The sequence below is a fragment of the bacterium genome (assembly GCA_040754625.1).
Taxonomy (GTDB): Bacteria; JACRDZ01; JAQUKH01; order JAQUKH01; family JAQUKH01; genus JAQUKH01.
On record JBFMCF010000124.1, the window covers coordinates 31,751 to 48,236 of the forward strand.

The following is a 16,486-nucleotide window of genomic DNA, read 5'->3' on the forward strand; positions in this document are numbered from 1 at the left end:
AAGACATATATGACCTATACAGGAGGATTCAATGAAAGAAGTTATGGCAATTATTCGTCAGGAAAATATTAATAAGACAAAAAATGATCTGGTTAAAGAAGGGTTTCCGAGTTTAACAGCACGGAAAGTTCTGGGCCGGGGGCGGATGAGCGTGGAATTTGACCTTGCGGAAAATTCAGGAATAAAAGCGGAAGGCCTTTCACGGGGCTCACGCCTTATGCCAAAGAGGATCATTACAATTATAGTGAAGGATGAAGAAGTAGATAAAGTTGTTGGCGCGATTATCAGGTCAAACAGTAAAGGTAACAAGGGAGACGGAAAAATATTTGTATTGCCGGTTACTGAGGTATACCGAGTGCGGGATAATAAAAGAGATAATGAAACGCTATGAAAATGAGGGGGATAATATGTCTGATAAAGAAAAATTAAAAAATGCAAGGATAAACGCGGGGAAGAAAGCAGTGAAAGAAATATTAAGTGAGTACCCGGCAAAAACCGCCAAGAACAGGGACGAACATATTATTGTTAAGGAAATTAAAAAAGGCGAGTGCCAGAAGATAAAAGCCAATACCAGGACGATTCCCGGGATCATCACGAACAGGGGATGCTGTTTTGCCGGTTGCAAAGGCGTTGTATTCGGCCCTATTAAGGACATGGTGCATATTGTGCACGGCCCAATCGGGTGTTCTTATTATACCTGGGGCACGCGCAGAAATAAAGCAAGGTCTGATGACGCGAAACAAATATATTCGGCGTACGCGTTTTCAACGGATATGCAGGAAAGCGATATCGTATTCGGCGGCGAGAAAAAACTTGAACAGGCGGTTAGGGAGGCATTTGAAATATTCAAGCCTGCGGCAATTTCAATACATGCTACCTGTCCTGTGGGCCTGATAGGTGATGACGTCCAGGCGGTCGTGCGCCGCATGCAGGCGGAGCTTGGTGTAATGGTCCTTGCTTTAAATTGCGAAGGTTATAAAGGAGTAAGCCAGTCGGCCGGGCATCATATCGCGAATAACAGGCTCTTTAAAGATGTAATAGGCCTGAAGGACAAAAAATACAAAAATTCTTTTACTGTAAATGTTCTGGGAGAATATAACATCGGAGGTGACGGCTGGGAGGTCCACAGGATCTTGAACGAGATCGGTTATGAAGTAATCTCGACTCTTACCGGTGATGCCGGGATCGAGGATATTACCCTGGCGCATAACGCCAAATTAAATGTCGTGCAATGCCACCGGTCTATCAATTATATGGCAGAGATGATGGAAAAGAAATTCAGTATTCCCTGGATAAAGGTAAACTTTGTCGGTGTGAACAGCATCTGTGAGACCCTTAGGAACATCGCGAAGTTTTTCGGTGATAAAGAGTTAATAAAAAGAACGGAAGCATTTATTAAAAAAGAAAGAGAACAGATCGATCCTGTAATAAAAGAATATAGAAAGGGAATTCAGGGGCGGACGGCAATGCTTTTTGTGGGCGGGTCGCGCAGCCACCATTATCAGGATATTTTCAGCGAATTGGGTGTAGCTACGGTTATGGCCGGGTATGAATTCGCTCACAGGGATGATTACGAAGGAAGAAAAGTAATTCCGGACATAAAACCTGACGCGGACAGCAAGAATATCGAAGAGTTAACTGTCGGGCCAGATGAAACCAGATATTATGAGCCTGATAAAGATAAAATAAAAAAACTCATTGCTGAAGGTGTGCCGGTTAATGAGTATGAAGGTATGTACGCGGCATCTATGGAAGGCGCTTTGATAATTGACGACCTTAACCATTATGAAACTGAAAAACTAATTGAAATATTAAAACCGGATATTTTTTGTTCAGGGGTTAAAGATAAATACGCCATTCAGAAAATGGGTATACCTTCAAAACAGCTGCACTCATATGATTATTCAGGGCCCTATGCCGGATTTAAAGGCGCTGTTATTTTCGCGAGGGATATTTATATGACGTTTAACAGCCCGGCATGGCAGTATATCAGGCCGCCGTGGGAAATAGAACCGGAAATGACAGGTGAATTAAATAAAAGATAATATGAACTCCTCCCAACCTCCTCTTTAAAAAAAGAGGAGGAGAAGAAGAAGTTCCCCCTCTTTTTTTAAAGAGGGGGACAGGGGGAGTTCTAACATAGGAGATAAAGAAAATGTTAGATGCAACGCCTAAAAAAATAGCAGACAGAAAAGCTCTAAGAATTAATCCGGCAAAAACCTGCCAGCCGATTGGAGCGATCTACGCGGCGCTTGGAATTCATAAATGCCTTCCGCACAGTCATGGTTCCCAGGGTTGCGTGTCTTTTCACAGGATGCACCTTACAAGACATTTCAGGGAACCGGCAATGGCATCGACAAGCTCGTTTACCGAAGGTACTTCGGTATTCGGAGGGAACGCGAATTTAAGAGAGGCTATAAAAAATGTGTTTCAGGTTTATAAACCTGATTGCCTGGCAATACATACCACATGCCTTTCTGAAACAATAGGGGATGATGTGCCTGGTATTATAAGAAACGCAAGTGATTTAATCCCTGAGGGGAAATATGTGATTCACGCGAATACCCCGAGTTATGTGGGAAGCCACATAACCGGTTTCGCGAATATGACAAAGGCCATGGCGGATTATCTTGCTGAAAAGAACCTGCCGGGGGTGTCAGACAGGCTAAATATTATTCCGGGATTTGTTGAACCCGCTGATATACGGGAAATAAAAAGGATATTAAATATGTTTGGAATAAAATATAACCTCTATCCTGATACGTCTGATGTTATGGATGCGCCGCAAACAGGAAAATACAGCTTTTATCCGAGCGGAGGAGCCCCGATCGATATGATAAAAGCCTCAGGATCAGCAAAGGCCACAATATGTATGGGCCCTTATTCTTCTATGCCCGCCGGCATAGCCTTAGACAATAAATGCGGGGTTGAACTAGTCTCAATAAACGTGCCTGTCGGCATAGAAGCCACAGACCGGTTTATCATGAAATTACTGGCTTTAACAGGACGCAAAACTCCTCCGGAAGAAATAATAAACGAAAGAGGGCGGCTGGTGGACCTTATGACAGATACAAATTTTCAATATCAGGGAAAACGTGTGGCGATCTTTGGAGACCCGGATATGGTGATACCGATGACGGATTTTATTGTAAGTCTAGGATTAATACCGGTTTACTGTTTGACAGGAACACCAGGTGAAAGGTTTGTGAACGATATAAAAAGAATTTGCGAAAAAGTGTTCCCGGATGTAAGAGTGGAAGCCCAGGCAGACCTTTTTCTTTTGCACCAGTGGCTTAAAAATGAGAAAGTGGACCTGATTATTGGAAATACTTACGGGAAATATATTTCCAGGGCGGAAGGTATTCCTCTCGTCAGATTCGGATTTCCGGTCCTGGACCGGATCGCTTATCCGTATTTCCCGAATGTGGGGTACCAGGGAGCGATAAGGTTATTAGAGAAAATAAGTACCGCTTTGCTCGATAAACAGGACGCTGACGCGCTGGATGAAGATCTTGAATTGGTTATGTAAAAACCGTTCAAACGGTTTGAACTGTTTAAACTGTTTAAACGAAAGTAAAAATGCAAATATTAGCTGAAAGAGAAAAATCTATATACAGAAAAACTTCAGGTTGTAGTTTTTCCATAGACTGTGAAAAAGCGAGCCTTGCAGGAGCGGTCAGCCAGCGGGCCTGCGTGTTTTGCGGCGCCAGGGTTGTATTGAATCCGATTACCGACGCGTTGCATTTAATACACGGTCCAATCGGATGCGCGAGTTATACCTGGGATATCAGGGGGAGCTTAACGAGCGATTCAGAAATTTACAGGAACAGTTTTTCCACCGACATGAAGGAAAAGGACGTCATCTTTGGCGGGGAACAAAAGTTAAGAAGCGCTTTAAAAGAACTTATTGAAAAATTCAGGCCAAAGGCGGTTTTTGTTTTCTCAACATGCATAGTCGGGATCATTGGCGATGACCTTGAATCTATCTGTAAAACGGCAGAGTTGGAATCGGGCCTCCCAGTTATTCCTGTCCAATCGCCCGGTTTTGGAGGCACAAAAGTATCAGGATACCTGGCGGCGTGTGACGCGATATTTAAACTGATATGTAAGGGTGATGCGTATAAAACAAAAAGAGAAACGATCCCTTACAGCCTGAATATACTGGGGGATTTTAATATTGGAGCGGAACTGTGGATCGTAAAAGATTGTCTGGAGCGGATCGGCATTAGCGTGGTTTCTACTATTACGGGGGATGGCAAAATAAGCGAGATACAAAACGCGCCCCTGGCACAATTGAATATTCTGCAATGCGCGGGTTCGATGGGGTATCTCGCGAAAAAAATACAGGAAGACATAGGAACGCCGTTCATTAAAATCAGTTTTTTTGGGCAGGACGACACGATAAGATCGCTATGGATGATTGCTGAATATTTTAACAAAAAAGAAATTACTGATAAAACTGAAAAACTTATAAAGGAAGAAATGGCAAAGTACGGCCCGAAGATCGAGAAATACAGGGCGGGAATAAAAGGCAAAAAGATCGGGATATATGTCGGGGGAGCGTTTAAAGCCAAATCCCTGATAAAGGCGTTTAACAGGCTGGAAGCGGAAGTTGTTTTTGTAGGGACACAAACTGGAAATAAAGAAGATTATGCTGAAATATCAAACATGACAAAACCGGGTACGGTTATTATTGATGATACGAATCCCATTGAATTGTCAAAGTATCTTAAGAATAAAAAGGCGGACCTTCTGGTCGGCGGAGTAAAAGAACGATATCTTGCTTACAAGATGGGAATCGGTTTTTGCGATCACAATCACGAGCGCAAATTCCCCCTGGCGGGTTTTGCGGGAGATCTTGAATTTACGCGTGAAATACATACTTCATTGATGAGCCCGGTCTGGAGAATAATGGAAGATGAAAAATAAAACGGCGCTGAAAGAAAATTATGCCACGGTTAACCCCTGTTATAACTGTATGCCCTTAGGCGCGATAATCGCGGGTTCCGGGTTTGAAAAAACATGCACTCTGCTTCATGGATCTCAGGGCTGCGCGACTTACATGCGCCGCCACCTTTCGAGGCATTTTCAGGAACCGGTTGACGCGGGCTCGTCTTCTTTAAATGAAAAAGACGCTATTTACGGCGGTGAAGAAAACCTGAAAAAAGCCGTAATAAATATTTATAAGCAATATGATCCAAAGATGATAGTGGTCATAAGTACCTGCCTGTCTGAAACAATAGGCGATGATATTCCCGCGATAATTAATGAAATTGAAAACATTTCAAAGGCAGTGAATATCCCTCTGGCGCATGTTTCGTGTCCGAGTTATGCCGGCAGTTATACGAACGGGTACTGGAAGGCTGTAAAAGCGGTACTGGAAAAGAAAGCAAAACAAAATACGGAAATAAAAGTTGATACTATAAATATTATCCCGGGTATCGTTACTCCAAAAGACCTCAGATGTTTGTCTAAATTGGGGAAAGAATACGGGATCAAGTTTAATATCTTTGGGGATTATTCGGAAAGGTTTGACGCTCCTTGGAATAAAGTACATAAAATCATGCCGGATGGCGGCACAAAGCTGAGTTCCGTGGAAGATGCCGGAGATGCCGCCGCGACCATAGAGTTCTCTGTTAACCATCCTGAAACGGATTCGCCGGCTGTTTTTCTTAAAAACAGGTTTGGTGTACCTTTTTACAGAATACCTTATCCCGCGGGGCTAAAAAATACGGACAGGTTTTTTAAAATATTAAAATCGATAACAGATAAAGATACGCCGGCTGAAATCCAAAAAGAGAGAGGCCGTCTGCTTGACGCGATGGCGGACGCGCATAAGATATTGTTTGATAAAAGAGCTGTTATATTTGGCGATAGTGAGTATATGTTAAGTGTTTACTGTTGTTTGAAGGAATGGGGTATGAGATTCAGCGGAGTGGTAAGTGATAAAGACCTGAATCTGGATATAATTGAAAATGATTATAAAAATATTATAGGCAATAAAAGGGAAGATGCAAAAACGCTGTTTATAAACAACGGCAGCATGCATGATCTTGAAGAATGGCTTAGATCAAATAAGATCGATATTTTACTGGGCTCGAGCATGGGCTCTTCAATATCGCTGAAATATGATATTCCACTGGTGAGGCGAGGATTTCCGATACACGACCGTTTTGGTGCCGGAAGATCATTGACCATAGGTTATGAAGGAACTCTTGCATTGCTTGATGATGTTTCCAACGCGTTTGCCGGGATACTTCACTCATCGTTCAGAAAAGACCTTGGAAACAAATATTTAAATAAAGAAAGGGATTATTTATGAAAATCTCAACTGAAATATCTCATCCATGTTTTTCAAGTGAAGCTGCGTGCAGGTCTGCCAGGCTGCATTTACCGGTCGCGCCCGAATGTAATATTCAGTGTACCTACTGCAAACGAAAATATGACTGCGTTAATGAAAGCCGGCCAGGGGTGGCCAGTTCCATTATTTCCCCTGAAGAAGCACTGGAAAGAGTCAAGCTTGTGGAAAATAAATTCCCAAATTTAAAGGTTATTGGAATAGCCGGGCCTGGAGATACACTCGCGAATCCAAATGAGGTTTTTAAAACCTTCAGGTTGATACGCGATTATAATGATAAACTGAAATTTTGTTTTTCGACAAACGGGGTTAATGTGGTAAAACATCTGAAGGAGATCAGGGAAACAGGCGTAAAATACATTACCGTGACAATCAATTCACGGAAAGTGGATGTCGCGAGGACTTTTTACCGCTGGGCGAAGGACGGAGATACTTTCCATAAAGGAGCACTGGCCGCCCATTATATACTCGAAAAACAGGAAGAAGCCCTGGCCGCTTTAAAAGAAGAAAACATACACTTAAAAGTAAATTCCATATTCATACCCGGCGTTAATGATAACGAGATGAAAGACCTGGCAGAGTTCGCGAAAAATTATGGCGCTGAAATACATAATATAATGCCGTTCATTCCGACGAAGGGAACATACTTTGAAAATTTTCCGATGGCCAGCAGAAAAACTCTCATCCATCTGCAAAAAGAAATGTCCTCCATATTGCCGCAGATGACGCATTGCAGGCAGTGCCGGGCGGACGCGGTTGGGAACGTTATCGATGAAAAACCCATTTTTATTGAAAACGGTAAAATAGAAGAAATATGCGTGTGCGGTAATAACAAAAATGATCAGTCTGCTAATGAAAACAAAATAAAACGTTTCGCTGTGGCTTCTAAAAACGGTTATCTGGTGGACCAGCATTTTGGGCACGCCAATGAATTCCTTATATATGACGCTTCGGCAGAAGGTATTAAATTTGTTGAGAGAAGGAAAATGGGACAATATTGTTACGGCCAGGAAAATTGCGAGACGACTGATCAAAAAATAAATAAGATCACCGGCTTACTTTCTGATTGCAACGGTTTACTGGCGCTCAGGATCGGGGACGCGCCGAGAAAAGCTTTGGAAGATAAAGGAATTCATGTGAATATGACTTGCAATAGAATAGAAGACGCGATCCGGGAGAATTGTTTGTATTTATAAGTTTGAAATAGTAAATGGTTTTTGATATAATATAAAAAATAATGATAAAAGAGCAAAAGATATTAAAGAAAGCAAAAAAAATTGCTGATCCTTTCAAAAGACAGCTTTATGTTATTGGTATACTAACTAAAATTTTAGAAAAATTTAATGTCAGGCCGGTTGTTGTCGGTGGATTCGCGTTGGAATTTTATACGACAGGGGGATATAATACCGGTGATATTGATTTAGTTTTTGCGGATTACGGTCTTTTAAGTAAAATTATGGTTGATTTGGGGTTTGAAAGGGTGGGAAGGCACTGGATAAGCAAAGAATTAGATGTTTTCATTGAAGCGCCGGGGTCAAACCTTACAGAGGGTGAAAAAGGGCATCTAAGCCGTGTTGAAATTGATGATTTACATGTTTATTTAATCGGGATAGAGGATTTGATAGTTGACCGCATGAATGCTTATGTCCATTGGAAATCACAGGATGATGGATATTGGGTAAAAGAATTGCTTTCGATACATAAAGGAAAGTTTGATAGAAAATATTTAAATAAAAGATGCAAAGAAGAAAAGACACTGGAAGCTTTCAAAAAATTAGAAAAGGATTTAAAAGGAATTGTAAATAATGAGAAATTATAATTATGATAGCTTTATAAAAGAAAAAAAAGACAAATTTTTTTCGCTAAGGGCGGAATTAAGAAGAAAGCGAAATGGTGTGAGCCGTTTACGCTCGCGGGATGAACGTAATTGCTTAATTTTGTGGAATAAGGCACGCTGGGAGAAGATGTTAAGCAGCGGTGAATTAGTGGAAATAGGCCCGCGCGCGTGGCGAGTAAAGCTATAATAAAAAATATAAATTCCGCATTCCAACAAAAGTTTAATCAGTTGGTTACCAAAAACAAAAGTTTATTACTTGTATAATCAGATACACATTGAAGTGTAAAAATAACAAAGGCGTTCGTCATGGATAATGGCGGATGCTTTTTTTTTAATGAAGACACCCCGATATTTTTCGGGGTAGTCTGAATTAACCCCGATGTACATCGGGGTTTGGTTCGTACTATTACTTCTGTTCACACTTCGTGTTTCATAAGTAATGTACTCATCAAAGACACAGGCGTCTTTTAATCCAAAAACGGATATAAAGGCGCCTTTTTTATTGGGCGTCAAAAAAAGGAGAACACATGAAATATTTTAAAGTTATTTTATTACTGTCAGCTATTCACTTTTCACTATTCACTATTTCAAACGCGACACCGTCAACCCAGATATGGAATCCTTCAACGGATATTCAGGCCGTTAAAACATGGCACCTGGGCATTGATAATTACTTTTCTGTAAAAGACAACAAGGATAATCCCGTGGCTTTCCCGACGGATGTCGGATTGACTTATGGTTTGGTGAAAAATCTGGAAGTAGGTATTGATTTTTTTGAGCCTTCCGAAAATCCAGCCCAATTTAACGTGAAATATGGATTTTCTGAAAAGGAGGTTATCCCAGCAATAGCTTTTGGTTTATGCAACGCGGGGACAAAAAAAGATGTGACTGATTACAATATTATTTACGGGGTGATCGCGAAAACATTTAATCCCATCGGGAGAATATCTCTTGGTTATTATACCGGGAATAAAAAACTTCTGATTGATGAAAATGGAGACAAAGAAAATACCGGGCTGATTGCCACATGGGATAAGGCAATAACAGACAAAGTTTGGGCCGCTGTTGATTACGCGTCAGGCAAAAGCTGGTATGGTTCAACAAGTTTTGGTTTCTCTTATTTATTCGCGCCAAATACAAGCATAATATTTGGTTACACTATTTATAACAATGACAAGATTACTGTAAATGATACTTTTACGACACAATTAGATATTAATTTCTAAAAGTATGGGTTTGATTAATCAAACCCTCTGAAGGGAGTTGACCATAATGAAAAGAAAAGAAATGTTTAAAAATATCTTTGAAATGCTGTTTATAAGCTGTCTTATATTTGGAAGCATAAATTTAGTAAGGGCTGAAGAGGCCGATACAGCCATGGAAATGACAGCCCCCGCGGCTGAAGCGCCAGTGGAGGTTTCAGTGCCACAAGCTGATCCCAGCGGGGCCGCGACACTGGAACAAAATACTCAAGCGCCAGTTGATTATGTCTGGATTTTAGTTTGTGGATTTCTAGTGTTTTTTATGCAGGCAGGTTTTGCTATGGTTGAAGCAGGTTTTTGCCGCGCGAAAAATGCGACCAATCTCATGGCAAAAAATACAATTGATTTTGTTATTGCTTCATTATTCTTTATGGCCTTTGGTTTTGCAATAATGATGGGCCAGGATTATAATGGATTGATCGGGACAACAGGCTGGTTTTTGCGGGGCTCAAATTATGATGTAGGAAGATATTTAATGTTTTTCTGGCAATTGGTTTTTGCAGGGACTGCCGCGACTATTGTTTCAGGAGCAGTCGCGGAACGGCTGAAATTTAAAGCATATTTTATGTATAGTATTATTGTAACCGCGATAATTTATCCGATATACGGGCATTGGGTTTGGGGTGGAGGCTGGCTTTCGAAGCTTTCTTTTGGCGCGGGCCATGTTGATTTTGCCGGCTCGGGAGTTGTGCATACAGTCGGTGGTTTTGTCGGCCTGGCAGGCGCTATAGTTTTAGGCCCCAGATTCGGCAAATTCAGTAAAAACGGCGAATCAAAAGCGATACCCGGCCACAGTATCACATTAGCCGCATTAGGTACTTTTATTTTATGGTTCGGCTGGTTTGGATTTAATCCGGGTTCAACCTTCTCCGCTCATCAATTAAGGATTACTGTTGTCGCGGTGAATACAAATATGGCGGCGGCGGCAGGTGCCGCGGTGGCGCTACTTATTGTATTTATGAAAACAAAGAAATGGGATGTTGGCATGATGCTGAATGGTTGTTTAGCGGGCCTGGTAGCGGTAACTGCCCCTTGCGCTTGGATTGAAGCATGGGCGGCAGTTGTTATTGGAGGTATCGCGGGGCTGTTGGTTGTACTAAGCGTGTATTTTTGGGAGTCCAGAGGCGTTGACGATCCTGTTGGTGCGGTAAGTGTCCATGCGGTAAATGGTGTTTGGGGCCTGATTAGCGTAGGTTTGTTTGCTGATGGGACGTACGGATTGTGTACTACTTCCGGCCCTTTGGTCCAAGGCCTTTTTTATGGCGGCGGTTTTGGCCAGTTAATCGCTCAGATCATTGGAGTAATAACCTGTGTCATCTGGGCTTTTGGTTTGGGCTATATTTCATTCAAATTAATGGACAAAAAATTTGGTATCAGGGTATCTCCTGAAGAGGAATTAAGTGGATTGGATATTCCTGAACATGGGACACCGGCATATCCAGATTTTTATACGAATAAACACAATTAGCCATTAAGAAACACCGTTTTCAAAATAATATTAATGTAGGGGCACGGCATGCCGTGCCCCTACCGGAGGAAATTAAAATGAAAAAAATAGAGGCAATAATACGGCCCGAAAAATTAGAGGCTGTCAGGAAGGCGCTGGAAAAAGTAAGTTATTCAGGCCTTATGATCACGGAAATTGAAGGGCATGGCAAGCAAAAAGGGGTGGTTCAGCAATGGCGCGGTGAAAAATACAGGGTGGAACTTCTTCCAAAGATAAAAGTTGAGCTGGTTGTTAAAGACAATGAAGCAGATCCTGTAATTAAATCAATCATTGAAAATGCTAAGACAGACGCGGTTGGAGACGGGAAAATATTTGTTTATAATATTGAGGATGTAGTGAGAATAAGGACGGAAGAAAGAGGCGAAAAGGCATTGTAATTTTAATGTAGGGGCGGCTCTTGCGGCCGCCCCAAAAATAAGGGCAGGCGCAAGACCTGCCCCTACATATAAATTGTGGGTAAAAACATCATGATAGATAAAGATTTAATAGACAAAATTATTTTATTAAAAGCGGAAAGGAGGTACACGCTTTATGATTTGTCCAAGATACTGGATGTCCAAATCGCGACAATCGAAAGGTGGCTGAAAACAAATAGAATAAATAAAGTATACGCGAATCTGGTAAAAGAAAAATTAGGGATAAATTAAGTATTTTTTTTGCCTTGCAATTATTCATTTGATTAATTAAATAAAAAATTAACAGGAAAGGAGAGTTATGGATTTAAAAGTTGCCCTGGATACGATGTGGGTCCTGGTTACGGCGATGCTTGTGTTTTTTATGAATCTTGGTTTTGCGTTTGTTGAGGCTGGCTTCGCGCGCGCTAAAAACTGCGTGAATATTTTATCGAAAAATTTCGTTGTATTCGCGGTTTCCTCGCTTGGATTTTTATTATTAGGATGGGGCCTTATGTTTGGAGACGGCAATGGTTTTATAGGTTTGAATGGGCTTTTATTTTTGGGCGGCGCGGATAATTCTCCCGCGGTTGGAGATGCTTACCAGGGTGTATATTCGGCTATGTCCTGGGCAGGTGTTCCTTTGATGGCAAAATTTTTCTTTCAGCTGGTTTTTTGCGGAACTGCCGCGACGATTGTCTCCGGTGCTGTCGCGGAAAGGATTAAATACCTTTCGTTTATAATATTTTCTTTTATATTGACGATGTTTATTTATCCGGTTGTCGGACACTGGATATGGGGCGGCGGTTGGCTTTCGAAAATGGGAATGTTTGATTTCTCGGGTTCAACAGTAATTCATTCGCTTGGCGGGTGGTCCGCTTTAGCGGGGATATTGGTGCTTGGGCCGCGTTTTGGAAAATATAACAGTGACGGCACAGTGAACGCTATCCCGGGGCATAATTTGTCCATGGCGACATTGGGAACTTTCGTCCTGTGGTTTGGTTGGTTCGGTTTTAATCCTGGTTCAACTATGGCCGCGAACGCGCAGGCTATAGGGCACATAGCCGTTACAACAAATACCGCGGCCGCGGCGGCAATAATGAGCGCGACGATATTTTCATGGGTATTTTTAGGAAAACCTGATCTTGGCATGACTCTGAACGGATGCCTGGCGGGCCTTGTCGCGATTACCGCGCCGTGCGCTTTTGTGAGCGTGGGGAGTTCCCTTATTATCGGCCTTATTGCCGGGGTCCTGGTGGTCCTTGCGGTAATATGGTTTGATAAAATTAAAATTGACGATCCAGTGGGCGCGACGTCCGTGCATCTCGCGAATGGAATTTTCGGGACGATATGCGTGGGCTTGTTCGCCCAGGACAAAATCACAGGCACCGCAACAGGCAACGGACTCCTGTTCGGCGGCGGGACAAAACTTTTGTTCGCGCAATTAACAGGTGTTGTGAGCGTGGGATTATTTACTTTTCTTGCTTCATTGATAACATGGATTATAATAAAAGCGGTATTTGGTTTAAGGGTCAGCTTGCAGGAGGAAATTGAGGGATTGGACATCGGGGAACACGGGAATTCGGCTTATCCCGAATTTTTGACGAGGAAACCGGGATATTCATTCCTGGGGGTAAAAAACGGAAATTAACGCCCCCTCAATCCCCCTCTTTAGTTAAAGAGGGGGAAGGGGGAGTTGGAGAATAAAAATGAAAAAAATTGAAGCGATAATAAGACCTGAAAAGATAGACGCGGTCAGGGTCGGCCTTGAAAAGGTCGGATACGCGGGCATAATGATAACGGAGATACAGGGGCACGGCAAGCAGAAAGGAATCGTCCAGCAGTGGCGGGGTGAAAAATATAAGGTGGACCTCCTGCCAAAGATTAAAATTGAAATAATTGCGAAAGACACAGACGTGAAAAAAATAGTAAATACGGTAATCGACAACGCGAGAACCGGCGAAGTCGGCGACGGCAAGATATTCGTTTCGAATATCGAAAACACCATACGGATACGCACGGGCGAGGAAGGAGATATTGCGATTTAAGAAAACTATTTATTCTCGTGGGCCCCGGTAATATCGGGGCCCTTTTTATTTCAAACCACGGCCATTCGAAAAATTATTGATAAGGATATGAAATGTGATTTTATTTTTCTATTAACAAATACGTATAATAGGCGTATATTATCAGCATAGGAGGAATTACTGAGATGCGAAAAGAAAAATTAAACATCACATTAGACAGGGATTTAATAGAATATGCAAAGATTTACGCGGAGCAACAACGGACGTCTATATCTGAAATTTTTACCGTGTTAAAGAGAACGACCCAACCGAGATAATCATAAGGGACCCTGAATTTAAGGAAGGCCTGCTGAAAACTATTTCCAAAATACGCTCGGGAAAAATGAAATGGCATAAATACGATGAGGTGTTTTGATGAATGTCCTTTTCAGCGATGATTTTTTGGATTCCTTAAAAAAATACGGCTCGATAAAGAAGGACATAAAAAGAAAAGCGGACATGATTATTGAAAATCCCGTGGTTTTGGGTGAACCGTTGAAAGGCAATTTTAGAGGGTTTTATAGTTTTCCTGTAAAAAGGAATTTTATAATCATATTTTTATACTGTAAAGTCTGCCGCAAAAAAGGTGGCAATGAAACAGTCCGGTGCGGTGATTGTAACGATAATTCTGATGAAATAATCAAATTTATCGATATCGGCCCGCATGACAAGGCTTATGGGGAAAAATAAATAATTGAGCAGTAGGGGAGTTTTTCCGACTGCTCACCCTGAGCAACGCGAAGGGGCTCTTGTATATTTATGGATCCTTCGTCACTTCGTTCCTCAGGAAACAACATCCCGAAAGTCGTATTAAAAAGAAGCTGGATAATATGACAAATGGGATATTATCCAGCTTTTCAAATCTAATATTCGTAAACAGTTAGGTCAAGAAAATATTTTAATTGCCTTTGACAGAGATGTAAAAAACTGATATTATCCAGAAAACTACATAATAATATGTTCTCCCCTTCGCTGCGCTCCGGGGAGAACGAGGCAGTTGAGCAGAGAACTCCTGTTTCACCCCTCCGCTCCGCTGCGGGGAGAACCAGGAGTTCGAACAGATGCCCTTCGGGCACTGCTCAACTGCCTCGTTATTGGTGATATATTGATTTATAAAAAAACAACTACAATAATTTTAATTTTATTAACTCCTTTAATAATTGGAGCTTCTTTTTTCACAATTGAAACTAATTTTGATTCTTCTATTTCAATCGACAATGAACTAATTGGACAATGGAAAACAATAAACTTTAAAAATAAATTTGAAACAGATAAAGAAAAGGCTTTTAAAAATTTTTATTTATTAGGAAAAGTAGATATTATTATTATGATATTATCTTTTCAAGTGAATTTGAATGGGAAAAATTAAAAAATGACAGCATTGATTTTGATATTGCCTATTTGAAAGGGATTCCATTTGAAGCGAATTCAAAAAAATATATTGCTGTTCAGTTTTTATCTGTTTTAAAAGGAAAATCGTTTGAAAATAATCCAAATAAAGACCCGCATAAATATTTTTTATTATCATATGAAATTAATAACAATAAATTAATAACATTTCAAGTCCCAGATACAAATTTTATTAAAGCAATTAATAACAAAAGATTAAATGGTATTCATGATGGAAAAATAATATTATCAACAAATGTTCAATGTACCATAGAAGAGTTAATTAAATTTTTAACTGAAATAGAAATAAATGGAAAAAATATTAATGAAAGAGATATAATTGAATTTCAAAAAGCAAATTATTGAACATAACTTATCATTACATCGGAAAATTGCCGCTATCGCGGCAATTTCCGCTGAACTCGGTGTTCAGGCGCGCTGCGCGCGCCTGAACGGCGAGTTGCGCTTTCGCACTCGCCCGATTTGTTCAGACGTCGCGCTGATTCGCGCTCCTGAACAAATCGTTCGAGCGCATTCGCCGTTAAAATGAAATTAATAAAAATTAATTATTATATTGCATCATTTATATTTTTAATTCTATTTTTATTTTATCCTAAATATCTAAAAACCATGATAGATTTTGGAAAGGCTGAAATAGAAGGCGAAGTGATAGAGATATATAAAGAACCTCAGGTTATCAACAATCCCCCAGAGCCATCTACATATTTTGTTGCCAAGATTAAGGTTAATCGAATTCTACCGGGTTATGAAGGTGGGATGATATCTGAAATTGAACATGTAAAAGAAGACGGGGGAGAAGTAATTCTGGATATTTTTCATATTGGGTATAAAACTGAATTGGATCAACGGACTTTTCTTCCCGATAAAATCTTTATTGGTACTCTCAGCTATTCATACAGAGAATATCATAAAATTCATTCTTCCCAAACTGTATGGAGCCTTGAGTTATCAAAGATATTAAATGACTCAGAAACAGAAGACTATAAAAAGCAAGAAAAGGAAAGAAATAAATAAATATATAAATCCTCACACTAAACTTCCCTGTAAAGAATGTCATAAAAAAATGGAACAGTTTGACAAAGAGAAAGAAATTACCAAAAAAGAATTTAATTACGAAGAATTAAGCACGTTATGCAATAAATGTCATTCTCGCCGTCGTGACCGAGAGCATCCAGCGGAGTGTGCTCATACAGTTAAGCCTAAGATAGCGAAAGTTCCTCCGTCGAATTTTCCACTGAATTCTAACGGTGAAATTACATGTATTACCTGTCACAATGCATGTTCTAACTTTTCCAACCCACGTCTTCTACGTGGCGGATTTAGTTGCACTATGTGTCACATAGTGTAGAAAAGTAGTAAAAAGCTTATGGTCGAGTAGACCAACAGAACTTCCCGGAAAGCTTGGGTACATAAAAGTATAAAAGTTATGAAAATAAAAAACAAATAAAAGCTTTTAACCAGATGCTCCACCGGATTTTGAACAGCCGGCAAAAAAATCGCCGTCTGTTCAAAACCGGTGAGCTTTTTCGTTTTGCCTGTCGAAAAACCCCTATTTTCATCAAAAAGTACTTTCTTTGTATTAAATAATCAGGTATAATGTAAACAATATATTATAACTGAAAGGAGAAAGCATTAAATGGCCCGCTATAAGAAC

19 protein-coding genes are annotated in these 16,486 nt (G+C 40.6%); all 19 read left to right on the plus strand.

The window, feature by feature from the left end:
- Window positions 1-31 precede the first annotated feature (31 nt).
- Window positions 32-391 carry a P-II family nitrogen regulator gene (locus AB1498_12065; protein MEW6089027.1) on the plus strand — a complete coding sequence of 120 codons (360 nt, stop codon included), beginning with the start codon at window positions 32-34 and terminating at the stop codon, window positions 389-391.
- Window positions 392-407: 16 nt separating this feature from the next.
- Window positions 408-2,045, plus strand: coding sequence for a nitrogenase molybdenum-iron protein alpha chain (nifD, locus tag AB1498_12070; protein ID MEW6089028.1), 1,638 nt, complete (start codon window positions 408-410; stop codon window positions 2,043-2,045).
- 110 nt (window positions 2,046-2,155) lie between these two features.
- Window positions 2,156-3,529 (plus strand): nitrogenase component 1, encoded by a 1,374-nt coding sequence (locus tag AB1498_12075; protein ID MEW6089029.1) that lies wholly within the window; start codon window positions 2,156-2,158, stop codon window positions 3,527-3,529.
- A 50-nt stretch (window positions 3,530-3,579) separates the two neighbouring features.
- Window positions 3,580-4,929 (plus strand): nitrogenase iron-molybdenum cofactor biosynthesis protein NifE, encoded by a 1,350-nt coding sequence (gene nifE, locus AB1498_12080; GenBank protein ID MEW6089030.1) that lies wholly within the window; start codon window positions 3,580-3,582, stop codon window positions 4,927-4,929.
- Window positions 4,919-6,322 carry a nitrogenase component 1 gene (locus tag AB1498_12085; GenBank protein MEW6089031.1) on the plus strand — a complete coding sequence of 468 codons (1,404 nt, stop codon included), beginning with the start codon at window positions 4,919-4,921 and terminating at the stop codon, window positions 6,320-6,322. Before nifE ends, AB1498_12085 begins: the two co-directional genes overlap by 11 nt.
- Window positions 6,319-7,554 carry a radical SAM protein gene (locus AB1498_12090; GenBank protein MEW6089032.1) on the plus strand — a complete coding sequence of 412 codons (1,236 nt, stop codon included), beginning with the start codon at window positions 6,319-6,321 and terminating at the stop codon, window positions 7,552-7,554. The genes AB1498_12085 and AB1498_12090 overlap by 4 nt, the downstream gene beginning before the upstream one ends.
- A gap of 41 nt (window positions 7,555-7,595) precedes the next feature.
- Window positions 7,596-8,177 (plus strand): DUF6036 family nucleotidyltransferase, encoded by a 582-nt coding sequence (locus AB1498_12095; protein MEW6089033.1) that lies wholly within the window; start codon window positions 7,596-7,598, stop codon window positions 8,175-8,177.
- The gene (locus tag AB1498_12100; GenBank protein ID MEW6089034.1) at window positions 8,164-8,382 is read left to right on the plus strand and encodes a hypothetical protein; all 219 of its coding nucleotides are present in this window, start codon (window positions 8,164-8,166) and stop codon (window positions 8,380-8,382) included. The genes AB1498_12095 and AB1498_12100 overlap by 14 nt, the downstream gene beginning before the upstream one ends.
- Window positions 8,383-8,722: 340 nt before the next feature.
- The gene (locus tag AB1498_12105) at window positions 8,723-9,421 is read left to right on the plus strand and encodes a hypothetical protein (protein MEW6089035.1); all 699 of its coding nucleotides are present in this window, start codon (window positions 8,723-8,725) and stop codon (window positions 9,419-9,421) included.
- Window positions 9,422-9,572: 151 nt separating this feature from the next.
- On the plus strand, window positions 9,573-10,925 hold the full coding sequence (locus AB1498_12110) for an ammonium transporter (GenBank protein ID MEW6089036.1): 1,353 nt from the start codon (window positions 9,573-9,575) through the stop codon (window positions 10,923-10,925).
- A 77-nt stretch (window positions 10,926-11,002) separates the two neighbouring features.
- Complete coding sequence (locus tag AB1498_12115; GenBank protein MEW6089037.1) at window positions 11,003-11,341, plus strand: P-II family nitrogen regulator; 339 nt, start codon at window positions 11,003-11,005, stop codon at window positions 11,339-11,341.
- A gap of 90 nt (window positions 11,342-11,431) precedes the next feature.
- Window positions 11,432-11,611, plus strand: a complete 180-nt coding sequence (locus tag AB1498_12120; protein ID MEW6089038.1) for a hypothetical protein — start codon at window positions 11,432-11,434, stop codon at window positions 11,609-11,611.
- Window positions 11,612-11,678: 67 nt separating this feature from the next.
- Window positions 11,679-13,007: an ammonium transporter gene (gene amt / locus AB1498_12125; protein MEW6089039.1), complete on the plus strand. Its 1,329-nt coding sequence runs from the start codon at window positions 11,679-11,681 to the stop codon at window positions 13,005-13,007.
- A gap of 58 nt (window positions 13,008-13,065) precedes the next feature.
- Complete coding sequence (locus AB1498_12130) at window positions 13,066-13,404, plus strand: P-II family nitrogen regulator (GenBank protein MEW6089040.1); 339 nt, start codon at window positions 13,066-13,068, stop codon at window positions 13,402-13,404.
- 164 nt (window positions 13,405-13,568) lie between these two features.
- A complete protein-coding gene (locus AB1498_12135) occupies window positions 13,569-13,700 on the plus strand; it encodes a DUF6364 family protein (protein MEW6089041.1) in 132 nt (43 codons plus the stop codon).
- A gap of 97 nt (window positions 13,701-13,797) precedes the next feature.
- Window positions 13,798-14,112, plus strand: coding sequence for a hypothetical protein (locus tag AB1498_12140; protein ID MEW6089042.1), 315 nt, complete (start codon window positions 13,798-13,800; stop codon window positions 14,110-14,112).
- 415 nt (window positions 14,113-14,527) lie between these two features.
- Window positions 14,528-14,791, plus strand: coding sequence for a hypothetical protein (locus AB1498_12145; protein MEW6089043.1), 264 nt, complete (start codon window positions 14,528-14,530; stop codon window positions 14,789-14,791).
- Between the two features lie 32 nt (window positions 14,792-14,823).
- The gene (locus tag AB1498_12150) at window positions 14,824-15,177 is read left to right on the plus strand and encodes a hypothetical protein (GenBank protein ID MEW6089044.1); all 354 of its coding nucleotides are present in this window, start codon (window positions 14,824-14,826) and stop codon (window positions 15,175-15,177) included.
- A gap of 180 nt (window positions 15,178-15,357) precedes the next feature.
- Window positions 15,358-15,846 (plus strand): hypothetical protein, encoded by a 489-nt coding sequence (locus AB1498_12155; GenBank protein ID MEW6089045.1) that lies wholly within the window; start codon window positions 15,358-15,360, stop codon window positions 15,844-15,846.
- Window positions 15,847-16,486 lie beyond the last annotated feature (640 nt).